Genomic DNA, 16,423 nt, shown 5'->3' with positions numbered 1-16,423 from the left:
ATGAGTACTACCGCCGAGAAACCGGCAGCACCGGACAGCGAGCCCGGTGCTGCCGGGCGAACCATTGCCGGCAAGAGCCAGCCCGGCACCGGCAGGCGGACCGGCAAAGCAGGCAGGGTCCGCCGCCTCACCCGCCGCGACAAATTCATCCTCGCGATCATGGTGGGCGTGCCCACCCTGATCCAGCTCCTGCTGGTCTGGCTGCCCACCCTCTTCTCCATTGCGCTGAGCTTCACCCGCTGGAACGGCCTGGACCTGAAGGACATCAAGGCCGCAGGGGCGGACAACTACCGATACGTGGTCCAGGACTATCCTCCGTTCTGGCCGGCCATCCAACACAACGTCCTGTGGCTCGTCTTCCTGGCCCTGATCGCGACGCCCCTCGGCCTGCTGCTGGCCGTGCTCCTGGACCAGAAGATCCGCGGCAGCAAGATCTACCAGAGCATCTTCTTCACACCCGTCATGTTGTCCCTGGCCCTCATCGGCATCATCTGGCAGCTGTTCTACAACCGGGACAGCGGGCTGCTGAACTACCTCCTGGGCACGGCGGGCACACCGCAAGCCGTGGACTGGTTCGGAAATTCCAACGTCAACATCTGGGCGGCCATGGTTGCAGCTACCTGGCGACACGCGGGCTACGTCATGATCCTGTACTTGGCCGGGCTGAAGGGCGTGGACCCCTCGCTGAAGGAAGCGGCGTCGATCGACGGCGCCAACGCGGCGCAGACGTTCTTCCGCATCGTCTTCCCGGCAATGCGCCCCGTGAACATCGTGATCGTGGTGATCACGATCATCGAGTCGCTGCGTGCCTTTGACATTGTGTACGTCATCAACCGAGGGACCAACGGCCTTGAATTGATCAGCGCCCTGGTGATCCAGAACCTGATCGGCGAAGGCCAGGTGATCGGAGTCGGCTCGTCCCTCGCGGTGATTCTCCTGGTCATCTCGCTGATTCCCATCGTCTTCTACCTCATCCGCACCTTCGGCAAGGAGAGCAAGGCATGAGCACCCTCGCCAACCCCATCCCGCGCACAGCAGCCGCAGGCGAAACCCGGACCTCCGGGAAGCGCCACTACGGGACCCACATCTTCCTGACCGTCATGGCAATCATGTGGCTGATTCCGCTCGGTTGGTCCTTGTTCACGGCTTTGCGTCCCAAGGCGGATACGGACAAATTCGGCTACTTCAGCCTTGGCGGCACTTTTAATTTCGACAACTTCATCACGGCCTGGACCCAAGGCGGATTCTCGAAGTACCTGCTGAACTCAGTGATCATCACGGTCCCCGCGGTGCTCCTGACCCTGTTCTTTGCCTCGATGATGGCATTCGCCGTCTCCAGGGTGAGCTGGAAGTTCAACGTCACCCTCCTGATCATGTTCACCGCCGGCAACCTCCTGCCCCCGCAGGTCCTGGCAGCCCCGTTGTTCGAGATGTTCAAACACGTCACGCTGCCCTACTCGTTCAGCGATTCGGGCAACCTGCTCAACACTTACATCTCGGTGATCGCGGTGGACACTGCGTTCCAGATCGGTTTTTGCACCTTCGTGCTCTCCAACTATATGAAGGCCCTCTCGTCCGATCTGACGGAGGCCGCACTGGTGGACGGTGCCGGGATCTGGCGGCAGTACTGGAATATCATCCTGCCGTTGTGCCGCCCCGCCCTCGCGGCACTCGGGACCCTGGAAGTCATCTTCATCTACAACGATTTCTTCTGGCCGCTGCTCTTCATCCAAAGCGGTAACCGGCTGCCGATCACTACCGCCATCAATAACCTGCAGGGCGAGTTCCTCAGCAACTACAACCTGCTGGCGGCCGGCGCCACCATCACCGTGATACCCACCCTGATCATCTACCTCGTGCTGCAGCGCCAATTCGTGGCCGGCCTCACGCTCGGTTCCAGCAAAGGATAAAACGCATGGCAATGGATTACATCGTGGACAAGCTGGGCGGCCGGATCGCGTTCGGCGGCGACTACAACCCAGAACAATGGCCCGAAGAGGTCTGGAAACACGACGTCGCCCTGATGAAGGAAGCCGGGGTGAACCTTGTCAGTGTCGGCATCTTCAGCTGGGCCCTTCTGGAGCCTGAGGAAGGACGGTACGAATTCGGCTGGCTCGACAGGATCCTCGACCTGCTCCACAGCAACGGCATCAGCGTGGATCTCGCGAACGCGAGTGCTTCTCCCCCGCCGTGGTTCAGCCGCAAGTACCCCGATTCACTCCCCGTGGATGCCGACGGCGTCCGGCAAAGTTACGGTTCGCGGCAGGCCTTCGCGGCGTGCTCGCCGGACTATCGCCGGGCGGCAGCAGCCCTGACGACGGCGATCGTGGAGCGCTACGCGGGGCACCCCGCCGTCGTGATGTGGCATGTCCACAACGAGTACGGCTGCCACAACCAACCGGACTTCGGCCCCCACGCCGAGCGTGGCTTCCAGGAATGGCTCCAGGCGAGGTATGGGAGCCTTGACGCGCTCAACGACGCCTGGGGAACGGCCTTCTGGTCCCAGCATTACTACGACTGGGCCGAGATCCTGCCGCCGCGCCGTTCGGGAACGTGGGTGAACCCAACGCAGCAACTGGATTTCGCGAGGTTCTCTTCCGACGCCCTGCTTGAGTGCTTCACCGCAGAGGCAAACATCATCAGGGCACATTCGAAGCACCCGGTGACCACCAATTTCATGGGCTTCAACATGGGCCTGAACGCCCCTGTCGACTATTGGCGCTGGTCCGGACATATGGACGTCGTGTCCAATGACCACTATCTGATCGCCGCCGACGAACGGAACTTCCAGGATCTGGCCATGACGGCGGACCTCACCCGAGGCTGGGCCCAGGGCAAACCATGGCTCCTGATGGAACACTCCACCTCGGCAGTCAACTGGCAACCCCGCAATGTGGCCAAAGCACCGGGCGAAATGCTGCGCAACTCCCTGCAGCACGTGGCCCGCGGAACCGATGGCGTGTTGTTCTTCCAATGGCGGGCCTCCCGCGCCGGGGCCGAAAAGTACCATTCCGGACTGGTCCCCCACGCCGGCCGCGACAGCAAAGTGTGGCGCGAAGTGGTGGAGCTGGGCCGTGCGCTCGAGAGCATTTCGGAGGTGGCCGGCTCAACGGTCCAGGCCGAAGCCTGCATCATCCATGACACCGACGCCCGCTGGGGCACCGAACTGGACTCGCACCCCAGCGAGGACGCCCGGAACCTCCCGGAAACGCGGCGCTGGCACGACGCCCTCTACCGGGCCGGAGTCACCACGGACATCCGGCAAAGCACCGATGACCTGTCCGGCTACAAACTAGTGATTGCGCCCATGCTGTACCTGGTCACGGATGAAGGCGCGGCGAAACTCCACGAGTATGTCGAAGCCGGCGGAACCCTGGTGATCACCTATTTCTCCGGAATCGTCGACCAGAACGACCACATCCGCATGGACCCTGTCAACGGCGGCGGCTATCCAGGGGCGTTCTCCGAACTTCTCGGCGTGAGCATGGAGGAGTTCTTCCCCCTGCGATCCGGCGACGCGGTCGGCTTGAGCCGCTTTGGCTCCGGGACGGTCTGGAGCGAGCTGGGTAAGGCAACCGCGGCGGAGGTTCTTGCCACGTTCGACGGCGGTGCAGCCACGGTCGGGTCCGGCGTCGGCGGCTCGCCGGCAGTGACCCGCCGAGCCGGATCCGCCGGACGCGGTGCCGCCTACTACGTGGCCACGAGTCTGGGCCGCGAGGGGCTCGCCGAACTGGTGCAGCTCCTCTGCTCGGACGCCGGGGTGGAACCCGTCCTGGGTGTTCGGCCTCCGGAAGACGTGGAAATCGTCCGCAGGAGCAACGGCACCAAGGTCTGGACCTTCGTCATGAACCACAGCGCGCACGGTGTGGAGGTGCCGCTCGACGGCGTCGAGCTCCTGAGCGGGACACCCACCGGAGGTACGCTAAACCTTACTGCCGGAGGCGTCGCCGTCGTCGCCACTCCCGCCTAACCACCCGCCGTCCTCCAGAAAGGCTCCGATGCTTCAGGCAGCCCGCCACACCGCCATAGTCGACGCCGTCCAGCGTGAACGCGTTGTCCGTGTCTCGGACCTCGCGCAACTGCTGGGCGTCTCAGCCATGACCGTTCGGCGCGACATCGAGTCGCTCGAGGAGTCCGGACTTGTCGAGCGGATCCATGGCGGGGCCAAGATACCTGGCGATGCCCGGACCCACGAGCCCGGCTTCGAACTCAAGTCCACCCAGCTGATCGAGGAAAAGCACGCGATCGCCGTCGAGGCCGCCACGCTGGTCCATGAGGGCATGGCCGTGGGCCTGAGCGCCGGAACCACCACCTACGAGCTCGCCAAAGTACTCCTGGAGGGGCCGCGGATCACGGTGGTGACGAACTCCATCAGGATTGCGGATCTCTTCCACGGCGCCTCAGGTTCACGGCAGGGTTTCCCGGTCATCGTGACCGGCGGCGAGCGCACGCCGTCGGACGCCTTGGTGGGTCCTATCGCCACTGCCGCGCTGAAGCAACTGCACCTGGACACCCTTTTCCTGGGCGTCCACGGCATGGATGCCGACGCGGGATTCACCACGCCCAACCTGCAGGAGGCCGAAACCAACAGGGCCTTCATCAGTGCGGCCCGCAACGTGGTGGTCTTGGCGGACCACAGCAAGTGGGGAACGGTTGGCATCGCCTCGATCGCCCAGTTGGAGGAAGCCGACGTGCTCGTGACGGACTCGCATCTCGGCGAGGATGCCCGGCGCATCCTCGCCGACGGCGTCGGGAAGCTCCGAATCGCCTCACCCTAGCGTGGGCGCCCCAACTAGCTCGCATTTGTTGTCGTTATGAGCCCTCAGAACGACAACAAATGCGAGCTAGTTGGGCTGGGAACGCGCTAGGGGCACCCGCACGATTGCCGGATGCGGAGCTGCGTGGGGAAGACCCTGTGCTGCGGAGGTTCGTTCCGGTTCCCGCCCACCAGCGCGGACACTGCGGCCTCTGCCATCTCCCACACGGGCTGCTCCACCGTGGTCAGGGCCGGCCAGCTGTATTCGGCCTCGATCGAACCGTCGAAGGACGCCACGGCGATATCGTCCGGAACGGACAAGCCAGCCTCGCGGATTGCCCGGAGGAGTCCGATTGCCTGCATATCGGAGCTGGCGAAGATCGCCGTCGGGCGGTTTTCCGCGGCCAGGAGGCGTTGTCCGGCAGCATAGCCCCCGGGGCGGTCGAACCCACCGCGGGCGAGCGGCCCAACCGGGAGTCCGGCAGCTTCCAGTGCCCGCCGCCAACCCTCCTCGCGCCCGTCAGCCTCGTTGTCGGCCGTGATGCCCATGGCGAGTCCGATGTTGGTGTGTCCGTGGCCGATCAAATGTTGCACGGCCAGGCGGGCGCCGGCTTCAAGGTCCACGCCCACGCTGTTGAAACCAGGGGCCACCGAGGCATGGTTCAGCAGGACCGATCGGATTTCCGTGCCGAAAAGCTCCAATAGATCGGGTTCGAACATGACGCTGGCCAGGACCACTCCATCAACCTGCCGGTCAGCGAGGTTGCGAATGTGGCGGCGTTCGGAGTCCAGGTTGTTGTCGGAATTTGTCAACAGCAGGGCATATCCGCGCTCGGCGGCAGCCACTTCCACCGCGTGTCCCAGCAGCGCCCAGAACGGGTTGCTGGAGTCGGGAATCACGAGGCCGAGGGTTTGGTTGGACCCCATTTTGAGCGCACGCGCGGCGGCATTCGGCCGGTACCCCAGGATCCGGATGGCCTCCTGGACCTTCGCTTCCGTTGCCGGCGCCACCTTCTTGGGGCCGCCGTTCACCACATAGCTCACGACGGCGGTGCTCACCCCGGCGTACCGGGCCACGTCTTTGCGCGTCACCGGTCCGCGCGGGGTGTGCACTGCCGAAGTTGTCATTGGATCATGCTAGCTACAAAGCCTCGGGAGCATCGCCGAAATCGCGAATGGGAAGCCGCTCGCCGCCGCGGAGGGCGGACTCGTGCGCCACGACGCCGGGAAGCGTGAAGCGCGCCGCCACCCAGGCGTTGACCGGGGGAAGGCTTCCTTTGTTCACGGCCGTGACGAAGTCGTCCACCAGGAACTGGTGGCTTCCTTCGTGCCCGGTGGGGGCTCCCTCGAATTCAACCGGGAGCCGGCCGGCGTCGTGCACAGGAGCGAGGCCGGAGATGAACGCACCGCGAAGTTCGGGTGCGACGTCCGCCAACGAGGGGTCATCGGGCGACATGCTGGGCTTCGTCTCCACCTGGTCCGAGACGTCGAGTACTCCCTTTTTGTCCTGCCACAGCGTGGTGGTGGCCAGCTGTTCAAAGCTTGCCTCCGTGCCGAAGAAGCGGAAGCGCGATTCCCGGATGTGCGAGGGGTAGCCGACGCGGCGCATCTCGTTGGTGCGCATCACGCCGCCGTCGTTCATTTCGAACAGCGCAGTGGCGTTGGAGAAGTCATTGTCGAACATGCTGACTTCCTTGTCGAAGACGCCGTCGCCACGGTCGTCCTTGACGCCGATGCAGCTCACGCTCACGGCGTGGCCCGGTATGGCGCCCAGCACGCCTCCGATGGCGTGGGTCGGGTACAGCATGGGCGGGTAGCTTGCAGTTGCTTTCCAGTTTTCGCCGCCGCTGTACTGGTAGGCCTCGTAGAAGCCCAGGTCCATGTCGTGGACGTAGTCGCCTTCGGTGTAGAAGATGCGGCCGAACTTGCCGGCGGCGTGCTGCTTGCGGGCATAGACGGTGGCGGGGTTGTAGAAGCTGGTCTCTCCCATGGCATAGACAAGCTTGGTTTCACGCACGGCGTCGATGATTCCGGCGATCTGGTCCTCGGTGATTGCCATGGGAACGGCCGAATAGACGTGCTTCCCGGCGCGCAGTGCCTTGATCACCAGCGGCCCGTGCGTCCAGCGCTGCGTGAAGATAGCGACGGCGTCGACGTCGGAGGCCAGCAACTCGTCGAAACTGCCCATAGTGCCGTCGAGCCCCAGCTGTTCAACAGCTTTGGACGCGCGTTCAGGGAGCTCGTCCACTGCGTAGACCGCGGAAACCCCGGGGTGGAGCTTGAAGAGGTGGGCAAATTGGCCGCCGAACTGGCCGAGGCCTACTACTCCCATTGAAAACGTCATTGTTAGCCCTTCGATTCGTGTGGGTGGCTTCAGAGTGCCCTCGCCGCGCCGGGAGAGGCTCGACGAGGACTCAGGCCAGTGAATCACTGGGATCTACTCGAGTCAACAAAAAGCAATAAATCCAAAATAATCGAACAAAAGTTCACAAGATAACTTGACCCCTTCAGATCTACTCGTGTAGATTTCCATCAGTTGTAACCCATATCACAGTCAGGGAAGGGTCGAAGATGACCACGCTCACCAAACATCCTGATCCGGAGCTCTCCGGTGCCGGCCGCTCGCGGAAATCACCGAAATCACGAAAAAGGGGAAAGCCCGCTGCAGGCTTCCGCGGCATCGGGGATCTCAAGATCGCACTGCTCTTCATCGCCCCGGCGATGGTCGGCTTCGTGTTCTTCTACCTGGTGCCGACCATCCGCGGCATCTACCTGAGCTTCACCGAGTACAGCATCCTCGGAGACCCGGAATGGATCGGCGTCAAGAACTACCAACAGATCGCGAAAGACCCGCTCTTCTGGAACGCCCTTGGGGTCACGTCGGAATACGTCGTCATCAACATCGTGCTCCAGACGCTCCTGGCCCTCGGACTCGCAATCCTCATGCACCGGGTCGCCAAGTCAACCCTCATCCGCGGGGCACTCCTGCTTCCGTATCTCATGGCGAACGTCATTGCCGCGCTCCTGTGGTTCTGGATGCTCGACTACCAAATCGGCATCGTGAACCAGTTCATCGAGTGGTTCGGCTTGCCCCGCGTGGCCTTCTTCGGCAGCGAGCAATGGGCTATCCCCACGCAGGCGCTCATCAACACCTGGCGGCATATGGGTTACACCGCGCTTCTACTTTTCGCAGGCCTGCAAGCCATCCCCAACACGGTGTACGAAGCAGCCAGCATTGACGGGTCCAAGGCGGTCAGCACCTTCTGGCGGATCACCCTCCCGCTGCTACGTCCCGTTCTCGCCCTGGTGCTCGTGGTGACCGTCATCGGCTCGTTCCAGGTCTTTGACACCGTTGCCGTCACCACCCAGGGCGGCCCCGTCAACGCAACCCGCGTGTTGCAGTACTACATCTACCAGCGCGCCTTCAACGAGCAAGACTTCGGCTATGGCTCGGCCCTCGCCGTGATCCTCTTCCTCATCCTCGCGATCGTGGCCTTCATCCAGATGAAGTTCCTTCGCGGCAACCAGTCGGACCTGGACTAAGGACACAACATGACCACCGTTTCCTCCCTCAAGGCAGGCACCCACCGTCGTCCGTTCAACTGGCGCCGCGCAAGCGCCTGGGTGCTGCTTTCCATCGCCATTGCAGTGAGCGTGCTGCCGTTCTATTGGGTTCTGCGCACGGCCTTCTCCACCAACGGATCGCTTGCCGCCAACTCGGCAAGCCTCCTCCCCGCCGATTTCAACCTTGGTGCTTTCAAGCGCGTCTTCGGCCTCCAGACCGCCTCCGAAGCCATCGCCGAGGGCGGCTCCGGTGCCTCCATCAACTTTTGGCAATACCTGTTGAACTCCCTGCTCTTCTCGAGCATCACCACCGCGGGTGCCGTGTTCTTCAGTTCAATGGCGGCCTACGCCTTCGCCCGGCTGCGTTGGAAGGGCCGCGACGGCGTCTTCACGCTTTTCCTCGGCACCATGCTGGTCCCACCGATCTTCACGGCCCTGCCGAACTTCCTCCTCGTGAAAAACCTGGGCCTGCTCAACTCGATGCTCGGATTGGTCCTGCCCTACCTGTTCATGACCCCGTTCGCGATCTTCTTCATGCGCCAGTTCTTCCTCAACATGTCCCGCGAGGTGGAGGAAGCCGCAATGCTCGACGGCGCGAAGCACTGGCGGATCTTCTTCCAGATCGTCATGCCCAACGCGGCCGCCCCCATCGCGACCCTCGCCCTGCTCACCTTCATGGGCCAGTGGAACGAATACTTCTGGCCGCTCCTGGTCGGGACCTCCGAGGAATCGCGGGTGCTCACGGTGGGACTGGGCGTCTTCAAATCCCAGTCCCCGCAGGGCGCCCCCGATTGGTCCGGCCTTATGGCCGCAACCCTCATCTCCGCCCTTCCCGTCCTCATCCTGTTCGCGATCTTCGGCAAGAAGATCGTCAACTCGATCGGCTTCAGCGGCACCAAGTAGTCCCTCCACCATCACGTCCCCAACGGGCCGGCTTATGCCGTGCGCCCAACCCTCCCCACCCGAAAGGTCCTACCATGAAAAAGAAACTACTCGGCGCCGTCGCCGCGGCCGCTGTGGCCACGCTCGCCCTCTCCGCCTGCGGGAGCGGAGGAGGCAGCAGCGCCGACTCTGCCAAGGGCGAGGTCAGCTATTGGCTCTGGGACGCGAACCAGCTTCCCGCCTACCAGCAGTGCGCAGATGACTTCCACAAGGCCAACCCGGACGTCACCGTCAAGATCACCCAGACGGGCTGGGATGACTACTGGGGCAAGATCACCAACGGGATGGCCTCTGGAACCGCCCCCGATGTCTTCACCGACCACCTTTCCAAGTACCCGGAATTCATCAAGACCAAACAGCTCGTCGCACTCGATGACGCGGTGTCCAAGGACAAGGTGGACCTCGCCCAGTACAACGCTGGACTCGCGGACCTCTGGGTGGGCCAAGACGGCAAGCGCTACGGCCTTCCGAAGGACTGGGACACCGTTGGCCTCTTCTACAACAAGAAGATGGCAGCCGACGCCGGCCTCTCGCCCGAGCAGATGGCCTCGCTGAGCTGGAACCCGCAGGACGGCGGAAGCTACGAGAAGGCGATCGCGCACCTCACCGTTGACAAGAACGGCAAGCGCGGCGACGAGCCCGGTTTCGACAAGAACAACGTCGCGGTGTTCGGGCTTGGGCTGCCCGGGTCCGACGCCGAAAACGCCGGACAGACCCAGTGGAGCTTCCTCTCAGCCACCACGGGCTGGAGCGCCACGGACAAGACCCCCTGGGGCTCGCACTTCAACTACGATGACAAGCGCGTCCAGGACACCATCGCCTGGTGGGCTTCACTGGCCCAAAAGGGCTACATGCCCAAACTTGAGACCACAGTTGGGGCCAACGCACCTGACGCCTTCGGCGCCGGCAAGGCCGCCATCAACGCTAACGGCGACTGGATGATCGGCCAATACAGCGGCTATAAGGGCATCGACCTGGGCATCGCCCCCACCCCGAAGGGCGTCGACGGCAAGAACGCCTCAATGTTCAACGGCTTGGCCGACTCCATCTGGGCCGGGACCAAGAAGAAGGACGCCTCCATCAAGTGGGTAGAGTACCTCGGCTCCTCGGCCTGCCAGGACGTCGTAGCATCCAAGGCCGTTGTCTTCCCGGCAATCAAGACCTCCACCGACAAGGCCGCCGCCGCCTTCACGGCAAAGGGCATTGACGTCTCCGCCTTCACCCAGCACGTGAAGGACAAGTCCACCTTCCTGCTCCCTATTACCGACAACGCCGCCAAGGTATCGGGCATCATGAAGCCGGCCATGGACGCCGTTATCGCGGGCAAGGCACCGGCAAGCTCCCTCACGGCTGCCAACGACCAGGTCAACGCCCTCTTCTCGAAATAGTCCCTCGGCGGGAGCCCTTCAACGGCAGGGCTCCCGCTATCCTGATCAGCAACGCCGCAGCCCCGCCAAACCGGTCCGGGCGCCGCCGCTTCACTCCTTTGACGGCGGCGCCCGGACTCTCCACTCCCTCGTAACGCACTCCCCCACTCTCTGAAAGGGAACCAGCACATGGACCCGCTCCACCTCCGTTCCGCCGGCACAAGCCTGGTGGTCAGCTTCGATAACGGAGAGGCCGAGGTCATCCACTGGGGTGCCGATCTCGGCAGCGCCCTCCCGGACCTCGCCATCCTGGGCGAACCCATCCCGCACTCCGCCGTCGACGCCAACGTACCGGCGGCGCTCCTCCCCCAAGGCTCCTCCGCCTGGCAGGGCCGCCCGGGCCTCCGCGGCCAGCGAATCGCCGACGGCGTCCCGGGACTGGACTTTTCGCTCCGGCTTCGCGTAATGGATGTGCAGGCTGACGGCAATTCCGCGGTCGCCTCTGCAGCGATTGTCCAGAAGGATCCCGACGCCGGAATCACCGTGACGTCCACCCTCACCCTTCACCCCGGCGGCCTCCTCGAGCTGCGCCACACTGCCGTCAACGACGGCACGTCCCCCTTCCAGCTCGACGAACTGGCCACCGTCCTCCCGGTGGGGCCGGACGCCGTCGAACTCCTCGACCTCACCGGGCGCTGGTGCCGCGAACGTCACCCACAGCGCAGGGCCGTCCAGCAAGGGACCTGGGTGCGGACGGGACGCCACGGGCGCACGGGGCACGATTCCTCGCTGCTTTTCGCGGCGGGTACCGCCGGATTCGGCAATCGCCACGGGAAGGTCTGGGCCACCCACCTGGCCTGGAGCGGCAACCACGAACAATTCGCCGACACCGTGGCCGATGGCCGTACCATGATCGGCGGCTCCGAGCTCCTGGGCCCGGCCGAAGTGGTGCTCCAGCCCGGCGAGGGCTACACCACGCCGGCACTGTTTGCCGCCTACTCGGACCGCGGCCTGGACGGCATCAGCGAAGCCTTCTACAGCTGGTTCCGGTCCCGCCCGCACCACGTCCTGCCCGCGGCTTCCACGGGGCTCCCCGCCGGCAAGCCCCGCCCGGTGGTCCTGAACACCTGGGAGGCCGTGTACTTCGACCACAAGCTGGACACCCTGATCGAGCTCGCGGAGTCCGCTGCGGAACTGGGCGTTGAGCGCTTCGTGCTCGACGACGGCTGGTTCCGCGGGCGCCGTGACGACCACGCCGGCCTGGGCGATTGGTACGTCGACGAAACCCTTTGGCCCGCCGGCCTGACACCGCTCATCGAGGCCGTGAACTCCCACGGCATGGAATTCGGGCTCTGGGTGGAGCCGGAGATGGTCAACCTGGATTCGGATGTTGCCCGGGCGCACCCCGACTGGATCGTGGGCCCCGCTGCGCTCTCCCACAAGAACGGCGGCCGCCTCCCCCTGGAATGGCGCCACCAGCACATCATCGACCTCGTCAACCCCGCGGCCTGGCAGTACGTGTTCGAACGGATCGACGCCCTGCTTGGGGAAAACAACATCAAGTATCTCAAATGGGACCAGAACCGGGACCTCAGCGAGCATGGCCATGCAGGCCGGGCATCCGTGCATGCGCAGACCCTTGCGGCCTACCGGCTCTTCGACGAGCTCCGCAAGGCCCACCCCGGTGTCGAGATCGAAAGCTGCTCTTCCGGCGGGGCCCGGGTGGACCTCGGCATCCTTGAGCGGACCGATCGTATCTGGGGATCGGACTGCAACGACGCCCTCGAGAGGCAGACCATCCAGCGCTGGACCGGCGTCGTGGTTCCACCGGAACTGGTCGGCGGGCACATCGGACCCACCACCTCACACACCACGGCCCGCACGCACGATCTCTCCTTCCGCGCCATCACTGCGATGTTCGGGCATTTCGGCATGGAATGGGACGTCCGCCAGGTGCAGGGCGCCGAACGCGAGGAACTCAAGCGCTTCATCGGCCTCTACAAGGACCACCGCGGGCTCATCCACAGCGGGCGGATGGTTCGCGCGGACGTCCCGGACGACTCGCTGATGCTGCACGGCGTAGTGTCCGACGACGCCGACGCCGGTTTGTTCGCCGTCGTCAGCACCCGGACGTCGTTCGCGGAACAACCCGGACGGCTGGCTATTCCGGGCCTCGACCCCGAGCGTTCCTACAGGGTGCAAGCCATTTTCCCGGCCCCCGGCGATGCCGACTATGCCCGCACGTTCACCCAGGTGCAGCCGCCGGCATGGTTGCCATCCGGGGCCCAGGCGAGCGGCCGATTCCTCACAGAGGTGGGGCTTCCGATGCCGGTCCTGAACCCGGAGCACGCGCTGCTGCTCAGCTGCACCGCGGTGTAGCTGCTGTTTGGCGTTTCTTACGCTGTGGGGTGTTTCTTACGCTGTCCGGCGCCGCGGCGCAGCCGGGCAGCGTAAGAAACGCCGGACCGGCTCGGCGCACCGATAGATTGGGAGTCATGACTGAAGCTCCCACCGCCACCGAAGCCGGTCGCGGCACCATCCTCGTCCTCAATGGCCCCAACCTGAACCTGCTGGGCACGCGTGAGCCGGAAAAGTACGGCACTTCCACGTTGGCCGACGTCGAACAGCTCGCCATGGCAGCCGCCGAGGCCAACGGCTTCACAGTGGACTGCGTCCAGTCCAACCATGAGGGCGACCTCCTGGACGCCATACACGGAGCCCGCGGAACCGCCGTCGGGATTGTCATCAACGCTGGTGCCTACACACACACTTCCGTGGCACTGCGGGACGCCCTTGCAGCAGTGCAGCTTCCCGCTGTCGAGGTCCACATCACCAATGTGCACCAGCGCGAGGAATTCCGGCACCACTCCTACCTGTCTCCGGTGTGCTCCGCAGTGATCGTGGGCGCAGGAGTCCAGGGCTACAAGCTGGCTATCGACTACCTCGCCACCGCGGTCTAGATCCTCGGACGGAGCAGGGCTACTTTTTGGTGCACTGGCCCGACGACACCGCATCGCTCAGGGATGGTGCTTGCTTGGCCACTGGCGAGAGCTCGTCCATGGTGAGGGCATAGCCGACTGCCACGTCCGAAGTGGTCTTGGCGAAGACCACGCCGGCAACCTGCCCCTGGGTCGTCAGCAGCGGACCGCCCGAGTTGCCCGGCTGCACGTCTCCGGCGAGCTTGTAGACCTGTTCCGGGGACGGGTTGTTGCCATAAATGTCCGGGACCAGCAGGGTCGAGATGCCCTCCACCGCGGCCGGCTTGGACTGGAACGGACCACCGTGGGGGTAGCCTGCGAAGGCCGCCGGCGAACCGGCCGGAAGGTCGGCGCTCAATTGGAGCGGCGCCGTCGGGAGACCGTCGACGGCGACCACGGCCAGGTCGCGTTGGCTGTCGAAGTAGACCACTCGACCAGGCAACGCACCGCCGTCGGGGATTTCAACTACAGGCTGCGACACGCCCGCCACGACGTGCGCGTTGGTCACCACGCGGCCGGGGGAAACCACGAAGCCGGAACCCGTCTGGTTTTGGCCGCATTGGTAGGCGGTACCGGCAATCTTCAGCACGGATTGGGCCGCATTGTTGAGTGCGGGGGTGTCCGTGCTGGTGTTCGGAACGGGCACAGGAGCCACCGGGCCGATGCCCTCGATGAGCTGCGGAATGCCGTTGCCCATGACCGTGGAACGCAGTTGCGCCACGCTGGCCTTGACGGGCGTGGGCGTCATGGTGTCGATGAAGCGGATCACCTTGGAATCGGCGAGCTGCTGCGAAACGAAGGGCACACCCAGAGAGCCGATGCTGAACGCCAACATGGACATGACCAAAGCGGCGACTACCAAGCTAACGAAACCACCCAGCACGCGGTCAAGGGCGTGCAAGGGCTGGATGCGCACCGCTTTGCGGACTCTCTGGCCGATCCAGGTACCGAGCCCGTGCCCAAGGACAATGAGCACCACGGCCGAGCCGATAATGGCGGTCAGCCTCCAGCCACTGTCCTTCACCCAGTCGCCGACGAGCGGGACCGCGATAAAGGCAGCCGCGGCTCCAACTGCGAAGCCTGCGATTCCTCCGAGCGTCACGAAGAAGCCGTTGCGCAGTCCGTAGATCAGGTAGGAGAGAAGCGTCAAAATCAACGCCAGGTCCAATATGGTCAAGCCGAACACCAAAGCTCCTCACAGCCGAGTAAGCCCCAATTGTAGTTGCACAGACTGACAGCTTCCCTTTGGAGGCTCTTCGCATTTAGGCATGGTTGGTTTGTTTGATCCGGTAGGGGCGGTGGCCTCCGGCGGCGAGTAGGCATCTGAGTCGGTAGTTGGTGAAGTTGCGGAAGCCGCGGGCGATTCTGCGGGTGGTTTCGATGACGCCGTTGATCGCTTCGGTGGGGCCGTTGGAGGCGCCGTGGGTGTCGAAGTAGGCCAGGATCGCCGTCTTCCATTGTTTGAGTGTCCGGCCCAGTCGTGAGACCTCGGGGATCGGGCAGGACGGGAACGAGGAGATCACCTCGTTGACGAGTTCCCTGCCCCGTTCGGGCCTGGCGTGGTAGATGTTCCGGAGCTTCTGGTAGCACTGCCAGGCCAGGGTGACTTCGTGGTGCGGGTCCCCGAGGGTGAGTTTCGCGTCGAGCCGGGCTGCCTGTTTGTCGGTGAGGTGTTCGGCCCCGATCTGCAGGGTCCGGCGGATCCCGTAGAGCGGGTCGCCCTTGCGGCCGCGGTGCCCGAGGGTTTCCTGCTGCACGCGGCGGCGGACCTCATCGACCATGGCCGATCCCAGTTTCACGACGTGGAACGCGTCCAGGACGGTGATGGCTTCGGGCAGTTCGTCGCGGATCGCGTTCGCGTAGCCGCGGAACGGATCCAGCGCGGCGGTCTTGATGCCGGCGGTGAATTCCTCGCCGCGGGCTTTGAGCCAGTCGGCGTAGGCCTTCCCGGACCGGCCCGGGACGAGGTCCAGCAACCTGGCGTGCACCACACCGTTCGCGTCGCGGGTGTGGTCCACGATTCCCGTGACCATCCCGGATCCGGGCGGGCCGGTATGGGACCAGACATGCTCATCGACTCCGAGCGCGTTCACCCCGGCCAGCCTGCCGGTCGCTGCGATCCGCCGGGCAGCCTCTGCCTTGATGGCGTCCCAGGCCGTGTGCCAGGAGACGCCGAGCTGGTGGGCCAGGGCGGAGACCGAGGTGTCGAAACGCTGCAGGCCGTCGGTCGCCCACGCAACGGCCCTGGCAGTGAGTTTTGCCCGGGGCCCGGCCAACTCATGCTCTTCGGTGAAGGTGGTTCTGGGGCAGTCGGGGTCCGGGCAGCGCCAGACACGTTTGGCCCACAGCAGCCGCACCGGCCGCCCGAAACACGGGGTGTCATGGAGCCGGACCTGCCGGCGGCCGTGCCCGACCGCGACGACACCGCAGTCCGGACAACCGCTAAGAGTTTCGGCTGTCTCTACGTGCAGAACCAGGCCGGTCCCGGCCGCCGTGACAGAGCAGACGTGGATACCGTCGACACCAAGAAGCGCGTCGGCCCGCTCGCACCAGCGACCGCCCGGGCAGGAAGTAGCATTGGGCATATCAGGGTCTCTTTTTTATTTGGAAGCTTGGTCGCTACCAATTCAAAGAGGCCCTGACCTCTCTCCTCCCGCACCACGCCGCAGCGGCATCAGGACACGCTCCTGCCCCCGGCGCCAGACGGCCCCAACCACGCTCATCTGCGAAGGGCCCCTTTGGAAGCAAGCTGCCGTCCAGATCGCGCAGCCGCCGCCCAGCAGGGCATTCCCGGTCGATTGAGGCGCGGATTTGGG

At 64.4% G+C, this 16,423-nt stretch carries 13 protein-coding genes; 9 read left to right on the top strand and 4 right to left on the bottom strand.

Going from position 1 to position 16,423, the window contains the following annotated elements:
- The 4 genes from ACSVHC_RS14385 to ACSVHC_RS14370 are packed head-to-tail and all read left to right on the top strand — an operon-like array spanning window position 1 to window position 4,778.
- Window positions 1-1,005, top strand: a complete 1,005-nt coding sequence (locus ACSVHC_RS14385; protein WP_437771404.1) for a carbohydrate ABC transporter permease — start codon at window positions 1-3, stop codon at window positions 1,003-1,005.
- Window positions 1,002-1,910, top strand: a complete 909-nt coding sequence (locus tag ACSVHC_RS14380) for a carbohydrate ABC transporter permease (RefSeq protein ID WP_437771405.1) — start codon at window positions 1,002-1,004, stop codon at window positions 1,908-1,910. Before ACSVHC_RS14385 ends, ACSVHC_RS14380 begins: the two co-directional genes overlap by 4 nt.
- Before the next feature lie 5 nt (window positions 1,911-1,915).
- On the top strand, window positions 1,916-3,970 hold the full coding sequence (locus ACSVHC_RS14375; protein ID WP_437771406.1) for a beta-galactosidase: 2,055 nt from the start codon (window positions 1,916-1,918) through the stop codon (window positions 3,968-3,970).
- Between the two features lie 28 nt (window positions 3,971-3,998).
- Window positions 3,999-4,778 carry a DeoR/GlpR family DNA-binding transcription regulator gene (locus tag ACSVHC_RS14370; RefSeq protein ID WP_437771407.1) on the top strand — a complete coding sequence of 260 codons (780 nt, stop codon included), beginning with the start codon at window positions 3,999-4,001 and terminating at the stop codon, window positions 4,776-4,778.
- Window positions 4,779-4,864: 86 nt separating this feature from the next.
- On the opposite strand, the gene ACSVHC_RS14365 is transcribed toward ACSVHC_RS14370, so the two are convergent.
- Both ACSVHC_RS14365 and ACSVHC_RS14360 read right to left on the bottom strand, forming a co-directional pair.
- Entirely contained in the window at window positions 4,865-5,884 is a 1,020-nt protein-coding gene (locus ACSVHC_RS14365; RefSeq protein ID WP_437771408.1) for a LacI family DNA-binding transcriptional regulator, read from the bottom strand.
- Between the two features lie 13 nt (window positions 5,885-5,897).
- The gene (locus ACSVHC_RS14360) at window positions 5,898-7,100 is read right to left on the bottom strand and encodes a Gfo/Idh/MocA family protein (protein ID WP_437771409.1); all 1,203 of its coding nucleotides are present in this window, start codon (window positions 7,098-7,100) and stop codon (window positions 5,898-5,900) included.
- Between the two features lie 227 nt (window positions 7,101-7,327).
- On the opposite strand from ACSVHC_RS14360, the gene ACSVHC_RS14355 reads away from it, so the two are divergent.
- The 5 genes from ACSVHC_RS14355 to aroQ all read left to right on the top strand — a co-directional run bounded on the left by ACSVHC_RS14355 (window position 7,328) and on the right by aroQ (window position 13,589).
- The gene (locus ACSVHC_RS14355) at window positions 7,328-8,299 is read left to right on the top strand and encodes a carbohydrate ABC transporter permease (RefSeq protein WP_437771410.1); all 972 of its coding nucleotides are present in this window, start codon (window positions 7,328-7,330) and stop codon (window positions 8,297-8,299) included.
- A gap of 9 nt (window positions 8,300-8,308) precedes the next feature.
- Window positions 8,309-9,223, top strand: coding sequence for a carbohydrate ABC transporter permease (locus ACSVHC_RS14350; protein WP_437771411.1), 915 nt, complete (start codon window positions 8,309-8,311; stop codon window positions 9,221-9,223).
- 74 nt (window positions 9,224-9,297) lie between these two features.
- Window positions 9,298-10,650, top strand: coding sequence for an ABC transporter substrate-binding protein (locus ACSVHC_RS14345; protein ID WP_437771412.1), 1,353 nt, complete (start codon window positions 9,298-9,300; stop codon window positions 10,648-10,650).
- Between the two features lie 168 nt (window positions 10,651-10,818).
- Entirely contained in the window at window positions 10,819-13,008 is a 2,190-nt protein-coding gene (locus ACSVHC_RS14340; protein WP_437771413.1) for an alpha-galactosidase, read from the top strand.
- A 116-nt stretch (window positions 13,009-13,124) separates the two neighbouring features.
- Entirely contained in the window at window positions 13,125-13,589 is a 465-nt protein-coding gene (gene aroQ / locus ACSVHC_RS14335; protein WP_059389485.1) for a type II 3-dehydroquinate dehydratase, read from the top strand.
- Between the two features lie 19 nt (window positions 13,590-13,608).
- Here aroQ and ACSVHC_RS14330 read toward each other — a convergent pair whose 3' ends face one another.
- Together ACSVHC_RS14330 and ACSVHC_RS14325 are read right to left on the bottom strand one after the other, a co-directional pair.
- On the bottom strand, window positions 13,609-14,793 hold the full coding sequence (locus ACSVHC_RS14330; protein WP_437771414.1) for a MarP family serine protease: 1,185 nt from the start codon (window positions 14,791-14,793) through the stop codon (window positions 13,609-13,611).
- 76 nt (window positions 14,794-14,869) lie between these two features.
- A complete protein-coding gene (locus tag ACSVHC_RS14325) occupies window positions 14,870-16,192 on the bottom strand; it encodes an ISL3 family transposase (protein WP_439180634.1) in 1,323 nt (440 codons plus the stop codon).
- Between the last annotated feature and the right edge of the window lie 231 nt (window positions 16,193-16,423).

It is taken from the genome of Arthrobacter sp. KNU-44 (genome assembly GCF_051843155.1).
Lineage (GTDB): Bacteria > Actinomycetota > Actinomycetes > Actinomycetales > Micrococcaceae > Arthrobacter.
Note: the sequence above shows the minus strand (reverse complement) of the source record. Positions and strands in the feature narration are given on the sequence as shown.

Excerpts from the sequence above, each read along its gene's own strand:
- ACSVHC_RS14355 (WP_437771410.1), top strand. The coding sequence starts at position 7,328 with ATGACCACGCTCACCAAACATCCTGATCCGGAGCTCTCCGGTGCCGGC.
- ACSVHC_RS14365 (WP_437771408.1), bottom strand. The coding sequence starts at position 5,884 with ATGACAACTTCGGCAGTGCACACCCCGCGCGGACCGGTGACGCGCAAA.
- aroQ (WP_059389485.1), top strand. The coding sequence starts at position 13,125 with ATGACTGAAGCTCCCACCGCCACCGAAGCCGGTCGCGGCACCATCCTC.
- ACSVHC_RS14360 (WP_437771409.1), bottom strand. The coding sequence starts at position 7,100 with ATGACGTTTTCAATGGGAGTAGTAGGCCTCGGCCAGTTCGGCGGCCAA.
- ACSVHC_RS14370 (WP_437771407.1), top strand. The coding sequence starts at position 3,999 with ATGCTTCAGGCAGCCCGCCACACCGCCATAGTCGACGCCGTCCAGCGT.
- ACSVHC_RS14375 (WP_437771406.1), top strand. The coding sequence starts at position 1,916 with ATGGCAATGGATTACATCGTGGACAAGCTGGGCGGCCGGATCGCGTTC.
- ACSVHC_RS14340 (WP_437771413.1), top strand. The coding sequence starts at position 10,819 with ATGGACCCGCTCCACCTCCGTTCCGCCGGCACAAGCCTGGTGGTCAGC.
- ACSVHC_RS14325 (WP_439180634.1), bottom strand. The coding sequence starts at position 16,192 with ATGCCCAATGCTACTTCCTGCCCGGGCGGTCGCTGGTGCGAGCGGGCC.
- ACSVHC_RS14345 (WP_437771412.1), top strand. The coding sequence starts at position 9,298 with ATGAAAAAGAAACTACTCGGCGCCGTCGCCGCGGCCGCTGTGGCCACG.
- ACSVHC_RS14385 (WP_437771404.1), top strand. The coding sequence starts at position 1 with ATGAGTACTACCGCCGAGAAACCGGCAGCACCGGACAGCGAGCCCGGT.
- ACSVHC_RS14380 (WP_437771405.1), top strand. The coding sequence starts at position 1,002 with ATGAGCACCCTCGCCAACCCCATCCCGCGCACAGCAGCCGCAGGCGAA.
- ACSVHC_RS14350 (WP_437771411.1), top strand. The coding sequence starts at position 8,309 with ATGACCACCGTTTCCTCCCTCAAGGCAGGCACCCACCGTCGTCCGTTC.